At 65.0% G+C, this 24,436-nt stretch carries 21 protein-coding genes and 1 tRNA gene; 19 read left to right on the top strand and 3 right to left on the bottom strand.

The genetic code is table 11. The annotated features are described in order from the left end of the window. Positions 1–2: 2 nt before the first annotated feature. Entirely contained in the window at positions 3–815 is an 813-nt protein-coding gene (locus ACSQ27_RS15865; RefSeq protein WP_436156466.1) for an enoyl-CoA hydratase-related protein, read from the bottom strand. 114 nt (positions 816–929) lie between these two features. Between ACSQ27_RS15865 and ACSQ27_RS15860 the strand changes: the two genes are divergently transcribed. From ACSQ27_RS15860 to mdoH, 9 genes are all read left to right on the top strand, one after another. After that, positions 930–1,718: an enoyl-CoA hydratase gene (locus tag ACSQ27_RS15860; RefSeq protein WP_436156465.1), complete on the top strand. Its 789-nt coding sequence runs from the start codon at positions 930–932 to the stop codon at positions 1,716–1,718. A 155-nt stretch (positions 1,719–1,873) separates the two neighbouring features. After that, a tRNA-Met gene (locus ACSQ27_RS15855) sits at positions 1,874–1,950 on the top strand. A gap of 141 nt (positions 1,951–2,091) precedes the next feature. Next, complete coding sequence (locus tag ACSQ27_RS15850; RefSeq protein ID WP_436156464.1) at positions 2,092–2,589, top strand: hypothetical protein; 498 nt, start codon at positions 2,092–2,094, stop codon at positions 2,587–2,589. A 123-nt stretch (positions 2,590–2,712) separates the two neighbouring features. Next, positions 2,713–4,056, top strand: coding sequence for a tRNA (N6-isopentenyl adenosine(37)-C2)-methylthiotransferase MiaB (miaB, locus tag ACSQ27_RS15845; protein WP_436156463.1), 1,344 nt, complete (start codon positions 2,713–2,715; stop codon positions 4,054–4,056). Positions 4,057–4,088: 32 nt separating this feature from the next. After that, positions 4,089–5,510, top strand: coding sequence for a sensor histidine kinase (locus tag ACSQ27_RS15840; RefSeq protein WP_436156462.1), 1,422 nt, complete (start codon positions 4,089–4,091; stop codon positions 5,508–5,510). Then, a complete protein-coding gene (locus tag ACSQ27_RS15835) occupies positions 5,494–6,177 on the top strand; it encodes a hypothetical protein (RefSeq protein ID WP_436156461.1) in 684 nt (227 codons plus the stop codon). The genes ACSQ27_RS15840 and ACSQ27_RS15835 overlap by 17 nt, the downstream gene beginning before the upstream one ends. Beyond that, complete coding sequence (locus tag ACSQ27_RS15830; protein ID WP_436156757.1) at positions 6,177–7,541, top strand: sigma 54-interacting transcriptional regulator; 1,365 nt, start codon at positions 6,177–6,179, stop codon at positions 7,539–7,541. Before ACSQ27_RS15835 ends, ACSQ27_RS15830 begins: the two co-directional genes overlap by 1 nt. Before the next feature lie 237 nt (positions 7,542–7,778). Beyond that, positions 7,779–9,380, top strand: a complete 1,602-nt coding sequence (locus ACSQ27_RS15825) for a glucan biosynthesis protein G (RefSeq protein WP_436156460.1) — start codon at positions 7,779–7,781, stop codon at positions 9,378–9,380. Next, a complete protein-coding gene (mdoH, locus tag ACSQ27_RS15820; protein ID WP_436156459.1) occupies positions 9,356–11,356 on the top strand; it encodes a glucans biosynthesis glucosyltransferase MdoH in 2,001 nt (666 codons plus the stop codon). The genes ACSQ27_RS15825 and mdoH overlap by 25 nt, the downstream gene beginning before the upstream one ends. 60 nt (positions 11,357–11,416) lie before the next feature. Here the strand turns inward: mdoH and ffh are convergent, their stop codons facing one another. Then, positions 11,417–12,775, bottom strand: coding sequence for a signal recognition particle protein (gene ffh, locus ACSQ27_RS15815; RefSeq protein WP_436156458.1), 1,359 nt, complete (start codon positions 12,773–12,775; stop codon positions 11,417–11,419). 103 nt (positions 12,776–12,878) lie between these two features. Between ffh and ACSQ27_RS15810 the strand changes: the two genes are divergently transcribed. From ACSQ27_RS15810 to ACSQ27_RS15765, 10 genes are all read left to right on the top strand, one after another. Beyond that, on the top strand, positions 12,879–13,679 hold the full coding sequence (locus ACSQ27_RS15810; RefSeq protein WP_436156457.1) for a cytochrome C assembly family protein: 801 nt from the start codon (positions 12,879–12,881) through the stop codon (positions 13,677–13,679). Then, positions 13,676–13,918, top strand: a complete 243-nt coding sequence (locus ACSQ27_RS15805; RefSeq protein ID WP_436156456.1) for a PP0621 family protein — start codon at positions 13,676–13,678, stop codon at positions 13,916–13,918. Before ACSQ27_RS15810 ends, ACSQ27_RS15805 begins: the two co-directional genes overlap by 4 nt. Beyond that, positions 13,918–15,636: a sensor histidine kinase gene (locus ACSQ27_RS15800; protein WP_436156455.1), complete on the top strand. Its 1,719-nt coding sequence runs from the start codon at positions 13,918–13,920 to the stop codon at positions 15,634–15,636. Before ACSQ27_RS15805 ends, ACSQ27_RS15800 begins: the two co-directional genes overlap by 1 nt. A gap of 4 nt (positions 15,637–15,640) precedes the next feature. After that, on the top strand, positions 15,641–17,098 hold the full coding sequence (locus ACSQ27_RS15795) for a sigma-54-dependent transcriptional regulator (protein ID WP_436156454.1): 1,458 nt from the start codon (positions 15,641–15,643) through the stop codon (positions 17,096–17,098). Further along, a complete protein-coding gene (ampD, locus tag ACSQ27_RS15790; protein ID WP_436156453.1) occupies positions 17,085–17,687 on the top strand; it encodes a 1,6-anhydro-N-acetylmuramyl-L-alanine amidase AmpD in 603 nt (200 codons plus the stop codon). The genes ACSQ27_RS15795 and ampD overlap by 14 nt, the downstream gene beginning before the upstream one ends. 443 nt (positions 17,688–18,130) lie before the next feature. Continuing rightward, positions 18,131–21,040, top strand: coding sequence for a ribonucleoside-diphosphate reductase subunit alpha (locus tag ACSQ27_RS15785; RefSeq protein ID WP_436156452.1), 2,910 nt, complete (start codon positions 18,131–18,133; stop codon positions 21,038–21,040). A 130-nt stretch (positions 21,041–21,170) separates the two neighbouring features. Further along, a complete protein-coding gene (locus ACSQ27_RS15780; RefSeq protein ID WP_436156451.1) occupies positions 21,171–22,397 on the top strand; it encodes a ribonucleotide-diphosphate reductase subunit beta in 1,227 nt (408 codons plus the stop codon). A gap of 36 nt (positions 22,398–22,433) precedes the next feature. Beyond that, the gene (locus ACSQ27_RS15775) at positions 22,434–22,568 is read left to right on the top strand and encodes a hypothetical protein (protein ID WP_436156450.1); all 135 of its coding nucleotides are present in this window, start codon (positions 22,434–22,436) and stop codon (positions 22,566–22,568) included. Positions 22,569–22,582: 14 nt separating this feature from the next. After that, positions 22,583–23,047 (top strand): histone H1-like DNA-binding protein, encoded by a 465-nt coding sequence (locus ACSQ27_RS15770; RefSeq protein WP_436156449.1) that lies wholly within the window; start codon positions 22,583–22,585, stop codon positions 23,045–23,047. Between the two features lie 102 nt (positions 23,048–23,149). After that, entirely contained in the window at positions 23,150–23,509 is a 360-nt protein-coding gene (locus ACSQ27_RS15765) for a DUF167 domain-containing protein (RefSeq protein WP_436156448.1), read from the top strand. A 9-nt stretch (positions 23,510–23,518) separates the two neighbouring features. Here ACSQ27_RS15765 and ACSQ27_RS15760 read toward each other — a convergent pair whose 3' ends face one another. Then, on the bottom strand, positions 23,519–24,421 hold the full coding sequence (locus ACSQ27_RS15760) for a carbohydrate kinase family protein (RefSeq protein ID WP_436156447.1): 903 nt from the start codon (positions 24,419–24,421) through the stop codon (positions 23,519–23,521). Positions 24,422–24,436 lie beyond the last annotated feature (15 nt).

Below are 24,436 nucleotides of genomic sequence, written 5' to 3'. Positions count from 1 at the left end.
GCTCATTCCCCCTTGAAAGCCGCCGGCCGCTTCTCCAGGAAGGCGGCCACACCCTCAAAGTAGTCATGCGTGCGGCCCAGGGCCGATTGCATGTCGCGCTCGGCATCGAGCTGCTGGTGCAGCGTGCGGGTCACGCCCTCGCGCATCAGCTGCCGTGTCGCCACCAGGGCCCGCGTCGGCAGCGCTGCCAGCCGTTGAGCCAGGGCCATGCCAGCGGCCACGGGCTCGTCCGCCACGTCCCAGATCAGGCCCCATTCCCTGGCCTGCGCCGCGGGTAATTTGTCGCCCGTGAGCGCCAGGCCCATGGCGCGGGCCAGCCCCAGCTTTTGCACCAGCAGCCAGCTGCTGCCCGCATCGGGCACCAGGCCTATCTTGCTGAAGGCCTGGATAAAACTGGCGCCGGGCGCGGCCACCGCCATGTCGCAGCTCATGGCCAACGAGGCGCCTGCCCCCGCGGCCACGCCATTGACGGCAGCCACCGTCGGCATGCGCAGCTGCAGCAAGCGGCGCGCCGTGGGGTTGAAGGCCTGGTCGATCAGCGGGCCCGGGTCGGCGCGTTCGACCAGGCCGGGGCCGGGTGAAAAATCAAACTCCGACAGGTCGGCGCCGGCGCAAAAGCCGCGGCCCGCGCCGGTGACCACCAGGGCGCGAACCTGCGCGTCGGCCTCGGCCCGGTCCAGCGCGGCCCACAGCTCGCGGTGCATCTGCCGGGTGAAACTGTTGAGCGCCTGCGGCCGGTTCAGCGTGATGAGGGCCACGGCGCCTTCCGTGGCGTATAAAACAGCAGGGTCGGCGAGGGAAGCGGGATCGGTCATGACGGGGGTCTCCTGCCTCGAATCTAGCATCTGCGGCGCCGTCGGTCGCGGCCCGGCTCATGGCATCATTGCCACAGGCATTCCCCTCGTATTTCCCGCCAAAGGACTTCTTTCATGAGCTACGAAACCATTGAAACCCGCACCGAGGGCCCGGACGGCCGCAAGGTGGGCATCGTCACGCTGAACCGCCCCAAGCAGCTCAACGCCCTGAACGACCAGCTGATGGACGAACTGGGCCTGGCGCTGAAGGGCTTCGACGCCGATGACGGCATAGGCTGCATGATCCTGACCGGCAGCGAAAAGGCCTTCGCGGCCGGCGCCGACATAGGTGCCATGGCAGGCTACACCTTTGCCGACGTCTACAACAAGGACTACATCAGTCGCAACTGGGAGCAGATCCGCAGCGTGCGCAAACCGGTGATTGCGGCCGTCAGCGGCTTCGCCCTGGGCGGCGGCTGCGAACTGGCCATGATGTGCGATTTCATCATCGCCGCCGACAACGCGCGTTTCGGCCAGCCCGAAATCAAGCTGGGCATCATCCCCGGCGCCGGCGGCACGCAGCGCCTGCCGCGCGCGGTGGGCAAGTCCAAGGCCATGGACATGGCCCTGACCGGCCGCATGATGGATGCCCAGGAGGCCGAGCGTTCGGGCCTGGTCAGCCGCGTGGTGCCGCTGGACAAGCTGATGGACGAAGCCCTGGGCGCCGCGCTGCTGATCTGCGGTTTCGGCCAGCCCAGCGTCATGGCCGCCAAGGAGGCCGTCAACCGGGCGTTTGAAAGCGGCCTCAGCGATGGCGTGATGTTCGAGCGGCGCCTGTTCCATTCACTGTTTTCCACCGAAGACCAGAAAGAAGGCATGGATGCCTTCGTGAACAAACGAAAGCCAGTGTTCAAGAACCGGTGAGCCCCCACGCTTGTCACTTCGTGTACTGCGCTGCCCCCCCCAAGGGGGCGCTGCGCCTGCGGTCCGGCAAAGCCGGTCCCGCGGCCCCTGCTGGATTTTGGTGATCCCCTCATGTTGCGGTGCGCCCTCAGTTTTGGCTATAATATTAGGCTGTCGGTCGTATAGCTCAGTTGGTTAGAGCGCAGCATTCATAATGCTGATGTCGGTGGTTCAAGTCCACCTACGACCACCAAGAATGCTTTCAAAGCCCCAGAGGGTCCCCTCCCCTGGGGCTTTGTTCTTTGTGTTCTGGGCCTTTGCGGGTTCTTTTGATGGCGCATTTTGGCCATTCTTTGCTATCCTTTTGATATTCAACAGCCTCTGGACACATACCATGAACCGCTGCAACTTCCGTCCGACTCCCTTCCTCGTGGCACTGGCCGCCTCCGCCGGTTTGCTGGGCCTGCCCGCCCTGGCCCAGACGGACCAGAGCACCCAGACCGTCCAGGCCACTTCGTCCACCGAAGCGGCCAAGCCCAACGTCCGGCAGTTCCCGGCCAAGGCCGTCCGCGGCGAAATGGTGGTGCTGGCGCCGCCGGTGATTTCCATGGACGGCAAGCGGGAACGGCTCTCGGTGGGCGCTCGCATACGCGACGCCAACAACCAGTTCACGCTGTCCGCGCCTCTGCTGAACAAGCCCGTGCTGGTGAACTACGTGCGCGACAACACCGGCCTGGTGCATGAAGTCTGGATCCTCAACGCGGAAGAGGCCAAGGAAAAGCGGCCCGGCGGCACCGCCACGCTGTTCAACTTCACCACCGACAGCGCCTCCAAGGCGCCCGTGGACAACGGCAAGACGCCGTACCACCAGTTGCCCGCCTACCAGCGCTGATTCGCGCCGCGCCGGGCATTCCCGGCGCGCATCCGCATTTCGCCCTCCCGGCAGAGCTCCGGCAAGCATCCCTTCAATAGCGAATCCAGCGGGCAATCACCCATCGCTAATCGCCAACAGATCATGAGTAAAAAAGTCTTTATCAAAACCTTTGGTTGCCAGATGAACGAGTACGACTCGGACAAGATGTCCGACGTGCTCCACGCGGCCGAGGGCTACGAACCCACGCAGGACATCGAACAGGCCGACCTGATCCTGTTCAACACCTGCTCCGTGCGCGAAAAAGCCCAGGAAAAAGTCTTCAGCGACCTGGGCCGCGTCAAGCACCTCAAGGAAAAAGGCGTGCTGATCGGCGTGGGCGGCTGCGTGGCCAGCCAGGAAGGCGCGGCCATCATCCAGCGCGCGCCTTACGTGGACGTGGTGTTCGGCCCGCAAACCCTGCACCGCCTGCCGCAGATGCTGGCCAGCCGGGCACGCCTGGGCAAGCCGCAGGTCGACATCAGCTTCCCGGAGATCGAAAAATTCGACCACCTGCCGCCGGCGCGCGTCGAAGGCGCCAGCGCCTTCGTGAGCATCATGGAGGGCTGCTCCAAGTACTGCAGCTACTGCGTGGTGCCCTACACCCGCGGCGAGGAGGTCTCGCGCCCCTTTGAGGATGTGCTGGTCGAGGTTGCCGGCCTGGCCGACCAGGGTGTCAAGGAAGTCACCCTGCTCGGGCAGAACGTCAACGCCTACCGCGGCCCCATGGGCGGCACGGCCGAAATCGCCGATTTCGCGACGCTGCTCGAATACGTGTCCGACATCCCGGGCATCGAGCGCATCCGCTACATCACCAGCCACCCCAACGAGTTCACGCAGAGCCTGATCGACGCCTACGCCAAGCTGCCCAAGCTGGTGAACCACCTTCACCTGCCGGTGCAGCACGGCTCCGACCGCATCCTGATGGCGATGAAGCGCGGCTACACCGCCATGGAATACAAGAGCACCGTGCGCAAGCTGCGCGCCATCCGCCCCGACCTGGCCATGAGCAGCGATTTCATCGTCGGTTTCCCCGGTGAAACCGAGGACGACTTCAACAAGCTGATGAAGCTGATCGACGAAATCGGCTACGACACCTCCTTCAGCTTCATCTACAGCCCGCGCCCCGGCACGCCGGCCGCTGCGCTGCACGACGACACGCCGCACGAGGTCAAGCTGCGGCGGCTGCAGCACCTGCAGGCCACCCTCGACGACAGCGTGCGCGCCATCAGCGCCAGCCGCCAGGGCACGGTGCAGCGCATCCTGGTCGAAGGCGCCTCGCGCAAAGACCCGACCGAACTCATGGGCCGCACGGAATGCAACCGCGTGGTCAACTTCAAGGGCCAGCCCCGGCTGATCGGCCAGATGCTGGACATCACCATCACCCAGGCCACGCAGCGCTCGCTGCGCGGCGAAGTCCTGACGCGGGACGTCGCCGTCGCGGCCTGAGGCCGCCGCCCTTGCTCAGGTACTCCACACGCATGCTGCAACGATTTTCGTTCCGGCAACTGCTGGTGATCGCTTTCCTGCTGATCGCCGCCCTGCTGGGCGCCGCCTCGCTGCGCGCGCTGTTCACTCTGGAAGACCTGTCGCTGCAAAGCCGCGACAACGCCGCCCGGGCGCTGGAACTCAGCGGCGCGGCGCAGTCGCTCAGCGAGCGCAGCGTCTCCATGGAGCGCACCTCGCGGCAGTCGGTGGTGCTCGACGACCGGGTGCTCAGGGATCGCTTTGGCGAAGAACTGCGCGAAGCCGGCGACATCCTGGCGACCCTGGCCCGCGAGGACATTCCCGTCGTCAGGGCCCGCCAGTGGCGCGCCCACCTGCAAACCATCGCCGGCCTGCTGACCGGCCCGCCCGACACCGCGCTGGACCGCGAGCGCCAGCTGGCGCAGGAGTTCCGTGAGCTGGAAAGCATCAACGCCGCCATCGCGGTGCAGGTGCAGCAGGCCATCCAGCAGCGCAACAAGTCGCTCGAAGGCAAGCTGGAGGCCAGCCGCCAGCGCCTGGCGCAACAGGTGACCTGGGCCATCGTGCTGGCCGTCGTCATGGCGCTGGCCTTCGGCGTGTGGTTCACCCTGCCGCTGCGGCGCCTGGAAAACGCCATCGTGGGCCTGGGCGAAAACCGGCTCGACCAGGTCATCGCCATCCAGGGGCCGGCCGACCTGGCGCTGGTCGGGCAGCGGCTGAACTGGCTGCGGCTGCGCCTGGTCGAACTGGACGCCGACAAATCGCGTTTTCTGCGCCACATCTCGCACGAGCTCAAGACGCCGCTGGCCTCGCTGCGCGAGGGCGTGTCGCTGCTGGAAGACGGCGTGGCCGGTGAGCTGAGCAACGACCAGCGCGAGATCGCACAAATCCTGAAGCACAACACCGGCGTTCTGCAAAGCCAGATCGAGGACCTGCTGCGTTTCAACACCGCGGCCTTCGAGGCGCGCCAGCTGCACCGGCAAAGCGTGGACCTGCTGCAGCTCATGGAAGAGCAGGTCTACGCGCAGCGCCTGCAGTGGCGCGCGCGCGAACTGGCGGTCACCGTCGTGGGCGAATCGCTGGTGATGGAGATAGACGCCGAGAAAATCGGCACCGCGATCGCCAACCTGCTGTCCAACGCCATCCGCTATTCACCGCCCAAAGGCCAGATCCGGCTCGAGCTCAGCCCGCTGAGGGGATTTGTGCGCATCGACATCCACGACCAGGGTGTGGGCGTGGCGCAGGCCGACCGGGAGCGGATTTTCGAGCCCTTTTACCGCGGCGAGCGCCAGCCGGCCGACGTGGTTCGCGGCAGCGGCATCGGCCTTTCCATCGTTCACGAATACATTGCCGCACACGGCGGAAGCATCACCCTGATGCCCGACCAACCTGGTGCACACTTCAGAATAGAGCTTCCCCATGCTTCCAAGTATTGATTTCCTTCCCCCACGGCCTGCGGCCCGCGTCCCCGGCCGCGGCCTGCTGTCGGCCCTGCTGGCGTCGGCCCTGCTGGCTGCCTGCAGCAGCGGCGGCCCAGCCCCTGAGCGCGGCGCCGACATCGCGGCCGCCCAGGCGGCCCGGGCCGCGGTCTCCGCAGCCCAGGCTGCGCGGCCCAGCGCCAGCCAACCCGCCGCGCCGCTCCCCGAGGCGGTGGTGTTCGCCAGCGGCATGACGCTGCGCATGCTGGCCTACGCCGAGCGCGTGCGCGTCATGCCGCCGGCCGAACTCACACAAGAAGCCGCGCGGCTGGGCGACGCCGCCAGTCCAGAGGCCCAGATCCAGCTGTCGCTGGTGCTGAGCCAGCTGCGCCAGTTGCCCGATCTGATACGCGCCCAGGAGTTGCTGGCCCGCGTGCTGGGCAACGCCGACGCCCAGCCATTGCACCCGCTGGCCCGCTTGCTGGCGTCGCGCTATGCCGAGCAGCGCCGCCTTGAAGAGCAACTCGACAAGCAGAACCAGCAGCTGCGCGACGTGCAGCGCCGGCTGGACCAGACCAACGAGCGGCTGGAAGCGCTCAAGGCGATTGAACGCAGCCTGACGAGCCGCCCGCCCGCGGCACCCGCCTCGGCCCCCGCCGCCAGCCGGCCGCGCGCCGCCCCATGATGAGCGACGCCGCCAGCGCCATTTCACCCCACCTGCTCGTCGTGGACGACGATGCGGACATGCTGCGCCTGCTCACCATGCGGCTCACCGCGGCGGGCTACCGCGTCACGGCCGTGGCCTCGGCCGAAGCGGCGCTGACCCAGCTTCACATCGAGCGGCCACAGCTGGTGCTCAGCGACGTGCGCCTGCCCGGCCGGGACGGCCTGGCGCTGTTCGACGACATCAGGAAGCAACATCCTTCCCTGCCGGTGATCCTGCTGACCGCCCACGGCACCATTCCCGACGCCGTGGAAGCCACGGAGCGCGGCGTGTTCACCTACCTCACCAAGCCCTTTGACGGCAAGGGCCTGCTCGACAAGATCGCCCAGGCCCTGGCCTTGAGCTCGCCCGCCACCCCGGCCAGGCGCGGCGGCCCCGAAGCCTGGCAAAGCCAGATCATCAGCCGCTCCAGCCGCATGGCCGAAGCGCTGGCCGAGGCGCGCATGGTGGCGCAATCCGACGCCAGCGTGCTGCTGCGCGGTGAAAGCGGCACCGGCAAGGAACTGCTGGCCCAGGCCATCCACCAGGCCAGCCCGCGCGCCGGCAAGCCCTTCGTCGCGGTGAACTGCGGCGCCATCCCCGAGGCCTTGCTCGAGTCCGAACTGTTCGGCCACGTCAAGGGCGCCTTCACCGACGCGGTGGCCAACCACAAGGGGCTGTTCCAGGCGGCCGACGGCGGCACGCTGTTGCTCGACGAAATCGGTGACATGCCGCCTGCCCTGCAGATCAAGCTGCTGCGCGTGCTGCAGGAGCGCGTGGTGCGGCCGCTGGGCTCCAGCCAGTCGAATCCCGTGGATGTCCGCATCATTTCGGCCACCCACCGCGACCTGGACGCCGCCATGGCCGAGGGCCAGTTCCGCGCCGACCTTTATTACCGGCTCAACGTCGTCACACTGACCCTGCCGCCGCTGTCGGAGCGCCGCGAGGACATTCCCCTGCTGGCCAACCACTTCCTGCTGAAGCTGGCTGCCAAGTACGACAAGCGCCTGAGCGGCTTCGCGCCCGAGGCCCTCAAGGCCCTGAGCACGGCCGCCTGGCCCGGCAACGTGCGGCAGCTCTACAACGTGGTGGAGCAGGTCTGCGCACTGTCGACCACGCCGCTGGTACCGCTGGCCCTGGTGCAAAGGGCGCTGCGTTCACCGAGCGTGCAAGTGCTGACGTTTGCCGAAGCCAAACAGCATTTCGAGCGCGACTACCTGGTGGGCCTGCTCAAGTTGACGGATGGCAACGTGGCCGACGCGGCGCGGTTGGCAGACCGCAACCGCACCGAGTTTTACCGCCTGATGCAAAAACACGGCCTCACGCCAGGCCACTTCAAGGCTTGAGCCCGAGAATCTGTCGCTCTGCCGCTGCGCGCCGTCGCCGGCCAGCGACAGGCATAAGGCCTTGATTTCAAACGATTTAATGAAGCATCCGCAGATGCTTGTCGCTGATCGGCGACAAAAACAGCGATTTCTGGCGCTTCTGGGCTGCCTTACATTTTGTTAAGTCAAGTATCACGTCCAAGTTATTGATTTAAAACAGTTTTTTGAAGCTGGCACAGGGTTTGCCCTAGTCATGGCATGCCAGCCTTTTTCCTGCCTTTTTTTGACGCCTCTGTGGGCCTCAAGCGCAGCGCCAACTTTTTGGTGCGGGCTCGAATTGCGGCCTGCGCAAGCCTGGCAGTCCTGACGCTTGCAGCGGGCCAGGCGCAGGCCTTCGGCCTCGACGATGTAGCCGCCAAGGCGCGCCAGCGCTCGGAAGCGCCGTGGCGCGAGGCCTCCCACGCCGTGCCCGCCGAACTCGCCAAGATGTCTTACGACGACTACCGCGACATCCGTTTCAACGCCGCCAGCACGCTTTGGCGTGTCGACAAGCTGCCTTACGAGGCGAACTTTTTCCACGTCGGCCGGCACGGTGATTCGGTGCGCATTCACGAAATCACGACAGATGGCATAAAGCACCTGCCCTACGACCCGGCGACCTTTAATTTCGGAAAAAACAAGTTGTCACCCCAGACCTGGGGTGACCTGGGCCACGGCGGCGTGCGTTTTTTCAGCCACCTCAATTCGCCCAGCTACAAGGACGAGCTGGTGGTGTTCACCGGCGCCACGTATTTCCGGGCCTTGGGCGCGGGCCAGCGTTACGGCCTGTCGGCGCGCGGCCTGGCCGTGGACACGGTGGGCGGCGGCAAGGAAGAATTTCCGCGTTTCACCGATTTCTGGCTTGAAAAACCCGCCGCCGACGCGAAACAGCTGACGGTCTACGCGCTGATGGATTCAGAGCGCATGACGGGCGCCTATCGCTTCGACATCACGCCCGGCGAACAGACCACCACCCAGGTCCAGGCGCGCATTTTCATGCGCCCGGCCGCCACCAGCGGCAACAGCGCACCCGTCGCCACCCTGGGCATCGCACCGCTGACCAGCATGTTTTTCTCCGGTGAGAACCAGCCCCGGCCCGGCGACTTCCGCCCCGAGGTGCACGACTCCGACGGTTTGATGATGGCCACCGGCGACGGCGAATGGCTGTGGCGGCCGCTGCAAAACCCCTCGGCCACGGTGACCACCTCCTTCAGCATGAAGTCGCTCAAGGGCTTCGGCCTGATGCAGCGCGACCGTAGCTTCGCCAGCTACGAAGACACCGAAGCCCGCTATGAGCTGCGGCCCAGCGCCTGGGTCACGCCTGTCGGCGACTGGGGTCCGGGCCGCGTCGAGCTGCTGCAATTCAACACGCCCGACGAGACGCACGACAACGTGGCGGCCTACTGGGTGCCCGAAAAAATGCCGGCCCCCGGGCAGTCGCTGGACATCGCCTGGCAAATCAGCTGGCAGGGCAAGAACCCGCAGCTGCCACCCAACGGCTGGGCCACGCAATCGCGCCGCGGCTTCGGTTTTTCAAAACCGGGCACCGACCTCACAGGCCAGGTCCAGTTCATCGTCGACTTTGCCGGCCCGGCGCTGGACACCTTGCCCGAGGACGCCAAGGTCGAAGCCGTCTCCAGCGCCAACGCCAACGGCCGCGTGCTGGAAAGCCTGGCCTACAAAAACCCCGTCACCGGCGCATGGCGCATGGCACTGCGCGTGCAGCGGCTGAACCCGGCGCAGCCGGTTGAGCTGCGCGCTTTTCTCAAACATGACAACCACACCGTAAGCGAAACATGGACCAACCTGATCACACCCTGATACCGTCCGGCGCGCGCAGCCTGCTGCGCGAGGAACGTCATCCGAATTCGGTCACGGCGCCGCCGCTGAACCGCGGCTCCATGGCGCCGCGCCCCTGGCGCGGCTTCTGGAACAGTATGGCGACCGCGCTTTTGCTTCCGCTGGTGGCGACCTTCAAAACCGGCGGCGCGGCGCCCTTGCGCCCGCTGCCCGCCGCCCGGCCCGAGCCCTGGCAGCGCGCGGCCAGGCGCCGCCGCGCGGTGTTCCTGCTGCTCACGCTGGTCAGCACCGTATTGGCGACCAGCATCTTTGCCGACATGCAGCCCGACTACGACAACGCCTGGCTGCAGTACGGCCAGATCAGCCTGTTCGCGCTGCTGTCGGCCTGGGTGGTGACCGGCTTCATGACCGCGATGATGGGTTTTTACGTGACGATCTACGGCGACAAGCACGCGCTGTCGGCCAAAAAAGTCCAGCATGTTCCGTTGGATGCATCCACCCGCACCGCGATCATCATGCCCATCTGTAATGAAGACGTGCGCACCGTGTTCGCCGGCCTGCGCGCCACCTGCGAGTCGGTGGCGATGACCGGCCACGTGCAAAGTTTCGACGTGTTCGTGCTGTCGGACAGCAACAACCCGGCCATCATCAAGGCCGAGCGCGCCGCCTGGGAAGACCTGCGTACCCAGCTGGCCGGCCATCCGGACCAGCCGCAGATCGAGGTCTACTACCGCCTGCGCAAACGCCGCACCGACCGCAAGGCCGGCAACGTGGCCGACTTCTGCCGCCGCTGGGGCAAGGACTACCGCTATATGGTGGTATTGGACGCCGACAGCGTGATGAGCGGCGACTGCCTGGTCTCCATGGTCAAGCTGATGGAAGCCAACCCCAAGGCCGGCATCATCCAGACCGCCACCCAGGCCATCGGCCATGTGACCTTGCATGCGCGCGCGCAGCAGTTCGCCTCGCGCGTGACGGGCCGCCTGTTCACGCTGGGCATGCAGTTCTGGCAGATGGGCGAATCCCACTACTGGGGCCACAACGCCATCATCCGGATCGAGCCCTTCATGAAGCACTGCGCGCTGGCCCACATCCCGGGCACCGGCGGCATGGCCGGCAGCATCATGTCGCATGATTTTGTCGAAGCCGCGTTGATGCGCCGCGCCGGCTACCACGTCTGGCTGGTGGGCGACCTGGTCGGCAGCTACGAACAGCAGCCGCCCGACCTGCTGGCCGAGCTGCAACGCGACCGCCGCTGGTGCCAGGGCAACCTGCAGAACTCGCGCCTGATCGCAGAGCCCGGCATACACCCGGTGCACCGCTCCATGTTCGGTACGGGCGCCATGGCCTACCTGTCGGCGCCGCTGTGGCTGTGCTTCCTGACCCTGGGCACCGCGCTGTGGCTGTCGGGCTCACCCATGATCGCCGACTGGACGCTGCTGCCGGGCGAGCTGATGTCGCTCTGGGCCTGGACGCTGTGCATGCTGTTCCTGCCGCGCATCCTGGGAATCGCCGCCGTGCTGATCAACCGCCAGCAGCAATCCTACGGCGGCACCGCCAGCCTGCTGCGCAGCGCGCTGCTGGAAACCCTGATCGCCCTGCTGCAGGCGCCCATCCGCATGCTGGCGCATTCGCTGTTCGTGGTGGTGGCGCTGACCGGCCTGAAGCTCGAATGGAAGTCGCCCCCGCGGGAAGCGGCCGCCGTGCCTTGGCGCCATGCGCTGGCGCAGCTGGCGCCCATGTCCGGCGTGATCGCACTGCTGGCCGTCGGCATCGCCGTGATCGACGCGCGCGCGCTGATCTGGCTGATCCCGGTAGGCCTGCCGCTGTTGCTGTCCATCCCGATGACGGTGCTCACCAGCAAGGTCGGCGTGGGCACGGCCCTGCGCGCGCAGAACTACCTGCTGATCCCGGAAGAGACCCGCTCTCCGGCAGTGCTGCGCCGCGCCTGGCTGCATGCCAGCCGGCTGGCCAAGCCGCTGCTAAAGGCGGCTTGAGTCCGGAACACCCATGAAAAAAAGCCGCTTCGAGCGGCTTTTTTTATGGGCATTGGATCCTCAGAACTTGGGCATCCCTTTCATTCCCCCCATGCGCTTCATCATCTTCATCATGCCGCTGCCCTTCATCTTTTTCATCATGCCCTGCATCTGCTCGAACTCGTTGAGCAGGCGGTTCACCTCCTGAACGTGCACGCCTGAACCCGCGGCGATGCGGCGCTTGCGGGTGGCCTTGATGAGTTCGGGCTTGCGGCGCTCCAGCGGCGTCATGCTCAGGATGATGCCCTCCTTGCGCTTCATGTCTCTCTCGGCCTTGTCCATGTCGACCTGGCCGGCCTTGGCGCTCATCTGCGCGGGCAGTTTGTCGAGCAGGCTGGACAGGCCGCCCATATTCTTCATTTGCTGCAGCTGGCTCAGGAAGTCGTTCAGGTCAAAGCCGTCGCCCGACTTGATCTTGGCCGCGAGCTTCTGGGCGGAAGCCATGTCCACACCGGCGGCCACCTGCTCGACCAGTGCCACGATGTCGCCCATGCCCAGGATGCGGCCGGCATGGCGCTCGGCGTCGAACACCTCCAGGCCGTCGATCTTTTCGCTGGTGCCGGAAAACTTGATGGGCGCACCGGTGATCTGCCGCACGCTGAGCGCCGCGCCGCCGCGCGAATCGCCGTCGGTCTTGGTCAGGATGATGCCGGTCAGCGGCAGCGCTTCCTTGAAGGCCTTGGCGGTGTTGACCGCGTCCTGGCCTTGCATGGCGTCGACGACGAACAGCGTTTCGACCGGGTTCAGGATGGCATGCAGTTCCTTGATTTCGGCCATCAGGGCTTCGTCAATGGCCAGGCGGCCGGCCGTGTCGACCAGCAGCACGTCGAAGAAATGCCTGCGGGCATAGTCGATCGCGGCGCGGGCGATGTCGGCAGGTTTCTGGTCGGGCGTGCTGGGAAACCATTCGGCGCCGGCCTGCTTTGTCACGGTCTTGAGCTGCTCGATGGCGGCCGGGCGGTAGACGTCGCCGGACACCGTCAGCACCTTCTTTTTGCGCTTTTCGATCAGGTGCTTGGCCAGCTTGGCCGTCGTGGTGGTTTTACCCGCGCCCTGCAGGCCGGCCATCAGGATGACCGCCGGCGGCTGCGCCGCCAGGTTGATGTCGCTCACGCCTTCGCCCATGGTGGCGGCCAGTTCGCGGTTGACGATGCCGACCAGCGCCTGTCCCGGCGAGAGCGAGCCCATCACCTCCTGGCCCAGCGCTTTTTCCTTGACCCGGGCGACGAAGTCGCGCACCACCGGCAAGGCCACGTCGGCCTCCAGCAGCGCCATGCGCACCTCGCGCAGCATGTCCTGCACATTGGATTCGGTGATGCGGGCCTGGCCTCGCATTTCCTTGACGAGGCGGGATAACTTGTCGGTAAGGGCTGAAGCCATGGGAAGGCGCCACGGGCGTGGGGCAGTTAGGTGAGGAAGGAAGGGCTGCGATGGGGCCGGCGGGGAAAGCCGCCGCGAAAGCAGTAAAGGCTAAACTCTAGCCATGATTTTAGCTTTGAGCGACTGGTGGGGTCTTGCCGCGGCAGCCGGCGCCGCCGTCGCCTATGCCGTCCTGGCGCTGGCCACGCCGCGCCTGAGCGCCGGCACCATACGCGGCATGCTGCTGGCCGCCTGGCTGCTGCACGCGCTGGCGCTGGCCGACGGCCTGCTCGGTGAACCGGCCCGCTTCGGTTTTGCGCCGGCGCTGTCCATGACCGTCTGGCTGGTGCTGACCGTGTACGCGGTCGAAAGCCGCCTCTTCCCGCAGATGCAGGCCCACTGGGCGCTGGCGGGCCTGGGCAGCGTGGCGGTCATCCTGGCGGCCATTTTCCCGGGCACCACCTACCACGCCATCGCCTCGCCCTGGCTGCCGCTGCACTGGGCGCTGGGCATTGCGTCTTATGGGCTGTTTGCCGCGGCAGTGGTGCACGGCTGGCTCATGACGCGCTCCGAACGCTCCATCCGGCTGGCCGCGCAAACCGACGCCGGCGTGCCCCTGCTCACACTGGAACGCCTGACCTTCCGCTTCGTGGAGGCCGGTTTTGTGCTGCTGTCGGCCACGCTGTTCGTCGGCTGGCTGTTCGCCGAAACGCTGTACGGGCCTGGCCTGGCCTGGAAGTGGAACCACAAAACCGTTTTCTCGGTGCTGGCGTGGTTGACCTTTGCCGGCCTGCTGATCGGCCGGGCGCGCCTGGGCTGGCGCGGCCGCAAGGCGGTCCATGTGCTGTACCTGGGCTCCGGCCTGCTGCTGCTGGGTTATGCCGGCTCGCGCTTTGTGCTTGAAGTCATCCTGAGGCGGGCATGAAATACCTGCTGGTCATGGCCCTGGTGCTGGTGGTGTTCTGGATCTGGCGGAACAACCGTGACACGGAACGGCGCGACGCCGCGCCCGTCCGCCCGCCAGCCCCGCAAAAACCGGGAACCGCCATCACTGAAATCGTCGCCTGCGAGGTTTGCGGCGTGCATTTGCCGAAAACGGAAGCGCTGATCGGCAGCAAAGGCATTTACTGCAGCGAGGCGCACCGGCGCCAGGCAAGGGATTAATGAGTACGCCGTCCCACTGGTTTGAAACTGGCGGCGACAAGGGCTCAGGCGGCTGGGAAATCACGTCCGAGCCGGGCTCCTTCGGCCGCCTGTGGCATGTTTTCATGACCGCGCGCGTCGCCATCGCCGCCGTGCTGGTCATCCTGCAGGCATTCATTTACGCGCTGGGCAACACCACCAACCGCTGGTCCATCGCGACCTGCATCGCCTACCTGTGCGCCACATTGGCTGTGAGGCTCTGGTCACGGCCCCGGCCGCCCGGCAGCACCTTTGACGCGCAATGGGTGCTCACCATCGGCGTGGACGTCATCGCCTTCTCGGTGCTGAACTTCCTGCAGTCCAGCGGCATCAACTACACCCCCCTGTTCGCGCTGCCGGTTTTGCTGGCCTCCATCCTGGGGCCGATATTGCTGGCCTTCGGAACGGCCGCCAGCGTGACGCTGCTGCTGCTGGCCGATGCCTGGTGGAACTCACTGCAGGGGCTGGGCGACGCCAACGCGCGTTTCCTGCAATCGGGCCTGAGCGGCTCCGGCTTCTTCCTTGTCGCGCTGCTTGCCAACCACCTGGCCCTGCGCCTGGCCAGGGAAGAGCAACTGGCCAAACGAAGCCAGTCCGCCGCGCGCATGCAAACGCAGGTGAATGAGCTGGTGATTGAAGCCCTGGCCGACGGCGTGCTGGTGGTCGACGTCAACGGCATCGTGCGCTCGGCCAACCCGGCGTCGCGGCGCCTGCTGGCGGCAAGCGACACCGTGCGCAGCGCCCCTTTCATCCTGGCCACGGAGCCCGCCTGGCAGCCGCTTGCCGAGTTGACGCACCGCACTTTCGCGGCGCAAGCGGCGCAGGAAGCCGACGTCAGCCTGGACAACGCGGGCGGCAACACCCGGCGGCTGCACGTGCGCACGCGGCTGGCCGCTTCGCCGAACGGTTCGCATGAGAGCCTGTGCGTGATGTTCCTGGAAGACTTGCGAGAGATGGAAGCGCGTGTGCGGACCGAAAAAATGGCGGCCATGGGCCGTATGTCGGCCGCGGTGGCCCACGAAATCCGCAACCCGCTGGCCGCCATTTCTCAGGCCAACGCGCTGCTCGAGGAAGACCTGCAGGACCCGGGGCAGCGCCGGCTCACCGCCATGGTCAGGCAAAACGCGCAGCGCCTGGCCCGCATCGTCGACGAGGTGCTGAATATTTCGCGCGCCCAGGCGCAACTGCCCTCGCCGCAAACCACCACACTGCCGCTGGACGACACCGCCCGGAAAATCACCTCCGATTGGGCGGCGCAGACGGCGGCCTCGGGGCGCACGCGCATCACGGCGGGCTCGGACAACGCCGTCGTGGTCTTTGAGCCCGAGCATCTGCGGCGCCTGATGGTCAACCTGCTGGACAACGCCTTGCGCTACGCCAGCGATTCCGACGGGGCTATCGAAGTCGCGACCCAGGCCGTGGCACCGGGGCAGGCGCGCCTGTCCGTCTGGAGCGACGGCCAGCCGCTGGAGCAGACCGTGCAGACCCACCTGTTCGAACCCTTCTTTTCGTCGGAAAGCCGGTCCAGCGGACTGGGCCTGTATATCTGCCGTGAGCTGTGCGAGCGCTACGGCGCCATGATCGGCTACCAGCGCGTGCAGCGCGAAGGCACCGACGGCAACGAATTTTTCGTGATGTTCAGGCCCTCTGCGCAATCTTCGAACACGCCCTCGCCGTCTTTTGCCACAATGCCCACCTGACACCATGAGCATGCAAAACCCCGTTCCCCAGCAAGCCCGCATCCTGGTCATCGACGACGAGCCGGACCTGCGGACCCTGTACGAGCTGACCCTGCTCAGGGAAGGTTACCGGGTGGAAGCCGCCGGCGATTTGCTGCAGGCCCGCCAGCAGCTCAGCGAAAACCGCTTCGATGCAGTCATCACCGACATGCGCCTGCCGGACGGCCTGGGCCTGGAGCTGCTGCGCGACATGGTGAGCCAGCAGCGCAGTGAGCGCTGCGTCGTCATCACGGCACACGGTTCTGCCGAAAACGCGGTCGAGGCGCTCAAGGCCGGCGCCTTCGACTACCTCACCAAACCGGTCGACCTCAAACAGTTCCGCAGCGTAGTGGCGTCGGCCGTGCAGGGTGCCAAGCAAGCAACGCCGGCCGCCGACAAAACCGAGCGCGGCACGCCGGACTCCGGCATCACGCCCTTGGCACTGCCCCTGCCGGTTGCCGCCGAAGCCCCGCTGATCCTGCAGAAGCTGGTCGGCGAATCGGCCGTCATGCGTGCCGTCAAGTCGCGCATCGTCAAGGTCGCCGGCAGCATGGCGCCGGTGCTGATCCAGGGCGAGTCGGGCACCGGCAAGGAACTGGTGGCGCGCGCCGTGCACGGCTGCAGCCACCGCACGGCGGGCCCGTTCGTGGCGGTCAATTGCAGCGCCATCCCCGAGAACCTCCTGGAGGCGGAATTCTTCGGCGCGCGCAAGGGCGCCTACACCGGCTCGGCGCAGGACCGGCAGGGCTACTTCCAGGCGGCCAAGGGCGGAACCCTGTTTCTCGATGAAATCGGCGACCTGCCCCTGGCCATGCAGTCCAAGCTGCTGCGGGCCATCCAGGAACGCACCGTGCGGCCGCTGGGCTCGGCGCAGGAGGACGCGGTGGACGTGCGCATCGTGAGTGCCACGCACAAGGACCTCGTGGCCGAGGTCCAGGCGGGCACTTTCCGCCAGGATCTTTATTACCGGCTCAATGTGATCGAGATTCAGGTTCCCGCCCTGCGCGAGCGCCGGGAAGACCTGCCGGCCCTGTGCAAAGCCCTGCTGGCCAGAATCTGCCATGAGTCCGGCTTCCCGGTGCCCGAGCTGACCGAGTCCGTGATGGCGCAGCTGCGCGCCTTGCCTTTCAACGGCAACGTCCGCGAACTGGAAAACACCCTGCACCGCGCGGTGGCGCTCGGTGACGGCAGCGAGCTGCATTTCGACACACCGGCCGAAGAGCAGGTCGCCATTCCGGAAAACCTGCAGGACTACCTGGACAGGCAGGAGCGCAGCATTCTCACAAAGGTACTGCTGGAAAACGGCTTCAACCGCACGGCTGCTGCAGCCAGGCTGGGCCTGAGCCTGCGCCAGATCCGCTACCGCATTGCGCGCCTGAACATCGTGACGCCGGGCAGCGAAGACCCCGCTGATGGACTCGACGCCGCCGATGACCCCGCCTGAAGATAAGGGCGCCAGCGCCCCACAGCCCCTGTGGCAAGACGGCTGGTACCGCTATGCCCGCGCGCTGGCCTCACCCAATTTCGGGCCGCGCCCTGAGGGTGCGCTGATCGACCTCGTCGTCATCCATTCCATCAGCCTGCCCCCCGGTGAATTCGGCAACGGCAACGTGCAGCGCCTCTTCACCAACCAACTCGATTGGGAAGCCCACGCTTACTTCCAGGGCATACGCGGCCTGCAGGTGTCGTCGCACTTCTTCATTGCCCGCTCCGGCGCCCTGTGGCAATTCGTCGGCTGCGGCGACCGGGCCTGGCATGCCGGGGAATCGAACTATCGCGGACGCGGCAACTGCAACGACGACTCCATCGGCATTGAGCTTGAAGGCCTGGAAGGCGGCGCCTTCGAAACATCCCAGTACGAGACCCTGGCCGGGCTCTGCGCCGCGCTACTCCAGGCCTATCCCGTCGCCCATATCGCGGGGCACGAGCACATCGCGCCCGGCCGCAAGCAGGATCCCGGTCCCGGTTTTGACTGGCCGCTGCTGCAAGACTCGCTGGCCCTGCCGGCTAGGTATTTTCCCGAGACCACCTGAGCCTCGCGCGCACAAAACCACGCTGCGGTGATGCGCTTTGTGGTCGAAAATTTCCCGGTATTTTTACCGCGCTAATGTGGGCTTGTCCTGGCGGAGCAAAGCCTGCGACAAGGCGCGCCACAGCGTTGCCGGGGCTGCGCAAGCCTGATGGAATCAGGCTTTGCCGAAGATAAGCGGCATGAAATTGAGAGCGCTGCACAGCTGTCCAAAACGGGGCTGAAAAAGCCACAAAACGTAACGGTGCATTCAGAGGGCGATACACTACCTGTAGTGGCTTGTATTCCCCCCATACCCTAGGTATAGTGTCTAAGCCCTAATTCAGTTTGATGTAATTCGGGCCCCGGCGGCGAGGAATTTGGTTCATGCTTTTGAACACCTTCCGCCAAAACGGATTGCCCGCAACAGCACATCAAGCCAGTCATAAAACAAAGCAAGAGGAAGTCATGCAAACAGCACAGCACGCAGTGCCCGCAACGTCCAGCGTTGCCGCCGGCAATCCGGCAGCCAGCAATACCAACACCCAGCCCAGCCCCCTGGCCCATTACCAGATCATCCGCCGCAACGGCGGCGTCGTGCCGTTTGAACCCAACAAGATCGCCGTGGCCATGATGAAGGCCTTCCTGGCTGTTCACGGCACGCAGGGCGCTGCCTCGGCCAGCGTGCGCGAAACGGTCGACGGCCTGACCCAGGCGGTCATCCGCGCCCTGATGCGCTCACGCCCAGGCGGCGGCACCTTTCATATAGAAGACGTGCAGGACCAGGTCGAGCTCGGCCTGATGCGCGGCGGCCACCACGAGATTGCCCGTGCCTACGTGCTGTACCGCGAAAAGCGCACGCAGGAGCGCGCGCGCCAGCCGCAAACCCAGACGACCGCAGCCCCGCTGATCCACGTGACCGACCGCGGCAACCGCGTCGCCCTGGACATCCGCAACCTGCAAGCGCTGATCGAGGCCTCCTGCGCCAACCTCGGCGCCGACGTCAAGCCCGACCCCATCGTTGCCGAAACCATGCGCAACCTCTACGACGGCGTTCCCATCGACGAGGTCTACAAGGCGTCCATTCTGGCGGCACGCACCCTGATTGAAAAAGACCCCGACTACACCTATGCCACCGCACGCCTGCTGATGCACACCATCCGCCGGGAAGTGCTGGGCGAGGAAGTCAACCAGGAAGACATGGCCATCCGCTATGCCGAATACTTCCCGCAATTCATCGCCAAGGGCGTGCAGAACGAACTGCTCGACGAAAAACTGCAGCAGTTCGACCTGGCCCGCCTGGGCGCCGCGCTCAAGCCCGAGCGCGACCTGAAATTCGACTACCTCGGCCTGCAGACCCTGTTTGACCGCTACTTCCTGCACGTGCGCAAGCAGCGCATCGAACTGCCCCAGGCTTTCTTCATGCGCGTGGCCATGGGCCTGTCGCTCAACGAGATCAACCGCGAAGAGCGCGCCATCGAGTTTTACGAGATTCTTTCGTCCTTCGACTTCATGTCGAGCACGCCCACCCTGTTCAACGCCGGTACCCTGCGCTCGCAGCTGTCGTCCTGCTACCTGACCACGGTCGCCGACGACCTGGGCGGCATCTACGACGCCATCAAGGAAAACGCCCTGCTGTCCAAATTTGCCGGCGGCCTGGGCAACGACTGGACGCCCGTGCGCGCCCTGGGCGCCCACATCAAGGGCACCAACGGCGAATCACAAGGCGTCGTGCCTTTCCTGAAAGTCGTCAACGACACCGCCGTTGCCGTCAACCAGGGCGGCAAGCGCAAGGGCGCCGTCTGCGCCTACCTGGAAACCTGGCACCTGGACATCGAAGAGTTCCTGGAACTGCGCAAGAACACCGGCGACGACCGCCGCCGCACGCACGACATGAACACCGCCAACTGGATTCCCGACCTCTTCATGCGCCGCGTGATGGAAAAGGGCAGTTGGACCCTGTTCTCGCCGTCCGACACGCCCGACCTGCACGACAAGTTCGGCAAGGACTTCGAAAAGATCTATGTCGCCTACGAAGCCAAAGCCGAGCGCGGCGAGATCAAGCCGTCCCGCAAGCTGCAGGCCACCGACATGTGGCGCAAGATGCTCTCGATGCTGTTTGAGACCGGCCACCCCTGGATCACCTTCAAGGACGCCTGCAACGTGCGCTCGCCGCAGCAGCACACCGGCGTCGTGCACTCCTCCAACCTGTGCACCGAGATCACGCTCAACACCAGCGACACCGAAACCGCCGTCTGCAACCTGGGCTCGGTCAACCTCGTCCAGCACCTGAAGGACGGCGCGGTCGACCACGAGAAGCTCAAGAAGACCATCACCACGGCCATGCGCATGCTGGACAACGTGATCGACATCAATTACTACGCCGTCAAGAAGGCCCGCGATTCCAACATGCGCCACCGCCCCGTGGGCCTGGGCATCATGGGCTTCCAGGACTGCCTGTACGAGCTGCGCGTGCCTTACGCTTCCCAGGAAGCCGTCGAGTTCGCCGACAAGTCCATGGAAGCCGTCTGCTACCACGCCTACTGGGCCTCCACCGAACTGGCCAAAGAGCGCGGCAAATACGCCAGCTACAAGGGCTCGCTCTGGGACAAGGGCATCCTGCCGCTGGACACGCTGGACATGCTGGCCGAGCAGCGCGGCGGCTACGTCGAAGTCGACCGCTCCGCCACGCTGGACTGGGAAGCCCTGCGCAAGAAGATCGCCCAGGACGGCATGCGCAACTCCAACTGCGTCGCCATTGCCCCGACCGCCACCATCTCCAACATCATCGGCGTGGATGCCTGCATCGAGCCCTGCTTCGGCAACCTCTCGGTCAAATCCAACCTGTCCGGCGAATTCACGGTCATCAACCACTACCTGGTGCGCGACCTCAAGCGCCTGAACCTGTGGGACGACGTGATGGTGGTGGACCTCAAGCACTTTGACGGTTCGCTGCGCCCCATCGACCGCGTGCCGCAGGACGTCAAGTCGCTGTACGCCACGGCGTTTGAAATCGAGACCTCCTGGATCGTCGAAGCGGCGGCGCGCCGCCAGAAATGGATAGACCAGGCGCAATCGCTCAATATCTATATGGCGGGCGCTTCGGGCAAGAAGCTCGACGATACCTACAAGCTGGCCTGGCTGCGCGGCCTCAAGACCACCTACTACCTGCGCACGCAGAGCGCGACGCACGCCGAGAAGTCGACCGTGACCGCGGGCAAGATGAACTCCGTGTCGTCCGGCTCCGCACCCGCCGGCGGCGGCATGAGCGCGCTCGAAGCGGCCGCCGCCGCGGCGCAGGCGCAGATGAATGCAACGCCCGCCACCGACATCAAGTTCTGCGCGATCGATGATCCGGGATGCGAGGCCTGCCAATAAAACACCGGATCATGCAGCCACCCGGTTGCGTGATTCGATGTATATGAGCAACACAATTTTGTAGCGATGTGAATGAACACTTTTCATTTTGTATCGCTGCTTTCATAATCCCACAGTATTGGAAACCTCTATGTTGACCTGGGACGAAGAAGTCAAACCATCGTTGCAAACATCTCAGAACAGCGGCTCGCCTGAAGGCCGCTCGATGGAACTTCCGCCTCTTTCTTTGAACACCGCCGAGCAACCCCAGGCGCAAGTGCGCATGCTCAACGACGGCGCGTTCACTCCTGCGCAAGCTGCAGCCCCTTCGGCGCCGGTCTCTGTCGAACCCGCCAAGGCACAGCGCGTCAAAGCTTCCGACAAACGCATCATCAACGGCCAGACCGACGTCAACCAGCTGGTGCCGTTCAAATACAAATGGGCCTGGGAAAAATACCTCGCCACCTGCGCCAACCACTGGATGCCGCAGGAAGTGAACATGACGCGCGACATCGCCCTCTGGAAAGACCCGAACGGCCTGACCGAGGACGAACGCCGCCTGGTCAAGCGCAACCTGGGTTTCTTCGTGACCGCCGATTCGCTGGCCGCCAACAACATCGTGCTGGGCACCTACCGCCACATCACGGCGCCCGAGTGCCGCCAGTTCCTGCTGCGCCAGGCTTTCGAGGAAGCCATCCACACCCATGCCTACCAGTACATCACCGAGTCGCTGGGCCTGGACGAAGCCGAGATCTTCAATGCCTATAACGAAGTCCAGTCCATCAAGGACAAGGACCAGTTCCTGATCCCTTTCATTGAAGTCATCTCCAACCCGCACTTCAAGACCGGCACGCCCGAAGCCGACCAGACCCTGCTCAAGTCGCTGATCGTCTTCGCTTGCCTGATGGAAGGTCTGTTCTTCTACGTCGGCTTCACGCAGATTCTTGCCCTGGGCCGCCAAAACAAGATGACCGGCGCCGCCGAGCAGTACCAGTACATCCTCCGCGACGAGTCCATGCACTGCAATTTCGGCATCGACCTGATCAACCAGCTCAAGCTCGAGAACCCCCATCTCTGGACCGCAGAATTCAAGGCCGAGATCAAGGCCTTGTTCATGAAAGCCGTCGAACTGGAGTACCGCTACGCCGAAGACACCATGCCGCGCGGCGTGCTCGGCCTCAACGCTTCCATGTTCAAGGGCTACCTCCGCTACATTGCCAATCGCCGCGCCACGCAGATCGGACTTGAAACTCTCTTCCCCAACGAGGAGAATCCGTTCCCGTGGATGAGCGAAATGATCGACCTGAAGAAAGAGCGCAACTTCTTTGAAACCCGTGTGATCGAGTACCAGTCCGGTGGTGCCCTTTCCTGGGATTGATTGAAAAACGCCCGAACAATGATTTTAAGAATTGCAATGACCAATGACAGCACCGCAGAGTGCGCGTTGGGCTTTGCTCCTGTGTTCGCGGCGCTGGGACCGGTTTATCCGGGGCCCAACGCCGTGAATCGCTTTACGTACTCCAACCGTGAAGTGCTCTTTGCAACGTGATCAAGGAGAAAACTATGGCAACTGCGAAAAAAACTGCGGCTAAAAAAGCTGCTCCGAAGAAAGCCCCTGCGAAAAAAGTAGCGGCTAAGAAGGCTCCTGCGAAAAAAGCAGCAGCGAAAAAAGCTCCGGCTAAAAAAGCTCCAGCGAAAAAAGTAGCGGCTAAGAAGCCAGCTGCGAAAAAATCGCCAGCGAAAAAGCCAGCAGCCAAGAAGGTAGCGGCCAAGAAGCCAGCAGCGAAGAAAGCTGCAGCGAAAAAGCCGGCAGCCAAGAAGGCCGCGAAGAAGGTAGCGAAGAAACCAGCGGCCAAGAAAGCCGCTGCGAAGAAGCCTGCCGCCAAGAAAGCAGCGAAAAAGCCCGCTGCGAAGAAAGCCGCGAAAAAACCTGCTGCCAAGGCGCCCGCTGCCGCGGCTGCGCCTGCGGCTCAGACGACTCTGAACCCGCAAGCGGCCTGGCCGTTTCCGACAGCCAGCAAGCCGTAAGCAGTAAGGTAATTCTGCTTAGAGCCCGATATCGAAAGATGTCGGGCTTTTTTCATGCCCAGCCCACCCTCTCACTTCCCTGATTGCCTGCCCCGCTCCGCCATGACCTCACCCGCGCCACTGCCTGAGCTTGCTTTTCTGCGCATGGAAAAGAACGGCGACGTGCTGGTCGACGTCCACGTGGTGCCGAATGCCGCCAGAACCCAGGCTGCGGGCCTGCACGGTGAAACCGGCCGGCAGGCACTTCGCCTGCGGCTGCAGGCGCCTCCGGTGGACGGCAAGGCCAACCAGGCGCTGGTGAAATGGCTGGCAGGCAGCCTGGGCGTTCCACAACAGGCGGTCACACTGGCGCGCGGAGAGACTTCCCGGCGCAAGCAGCTGCGCGTCAGCGCCGCGGCGGCCGGCCGGGCCGCGTGGGATGTCTTGGTGAAAGCAGCGGGCGAAGACGGCCCGCCTGGCTGACAACGAGCTTCAGCCCGCGATCTGGGCGGCCGTCAGCGTGTAGTTCTGGCCGCCGCGCGTCGCGATCTTGAGCGCGCCGACCCGGTTGCCCAGCGCGGCGCAGCGCGCCAGCGGCCAGCCCTGCTCCAGGCCGAACAGCAGCGCCCCGCGAAAAGCGTCGCCGCAGCCGGTCGGGTCCACCACGGCCTCGGCCTTCACGGGCGGCACCAGGGTTTTTTCGCCGTCAATCCAGACTTCGCAGCCTTCAGCGCCCAGCGTCACCACCAGGCCCTGCACGCGCCGGGACAATTCGGCGCAGGACAGGCCGGTGCGGTCGCAAAGCATTTTGGCTTCGTAGTCGTTGACCGTGACCCAGGTGGCCAGTTCGACGAAATGCGAGAGTTCCTTGCCGTCGAACATGGGCAGGCCCTGGCCCGGGTCGAACACAAAGGGGATGCCGGCCGCCTTGAACTGCTCGGCGTGCTGCAGCATGGCGTCGCGCCCGTCGGGCGAGATGATGCCCAGCTTGATGTCGGTGCGGGCCTCTATGCGCGTCACGTGGGCCTGCATCATCGCGCCGGGGTGAAAAGCCGTGATCTGGTTGTTGTCGCGGTCGGTCATGATCATGGCCTGTGCGGTGTAGGTGTCGCCGACCTGGCGCACGAACTCGGTGCTGATGCCCAGGGCCGTCATGCGCTCCACATACTCGGCGCCGTCGCTGCCGACCGTGGCCATGGGCAGGGCCGTGCCGCCCAGCTGCCGCAGGCTGTAGGCGATGTTGCCGGCGCAGCCGCCGAATTCGCGGCGCAGCGCCGGCACCAGGAAGGACACATTGAGGATGTGCAGCTGGTCGGGCAGGATCTGCTCGGAAAAGCGCCCCTCGAAGCTCATGATGGTGTCGAACGCCAGGGAACCACAGATAACAGCGGACATCGATTTTCTCGTTTC

It is taken from the genome of Polaromonas sp. LjRoot131 (genome assembly GCF_964252805.1).
In the GTDB taxonomy this organism is placed as follows: Bacteria; Pseudomonadota; Gammaproteobacteria; order Burkholderiales; family Burkholderiaceae_C; genus Polaromonas.
This window is presented reverse-complemented; position numbering and strand designations above follow the sequence as displayed.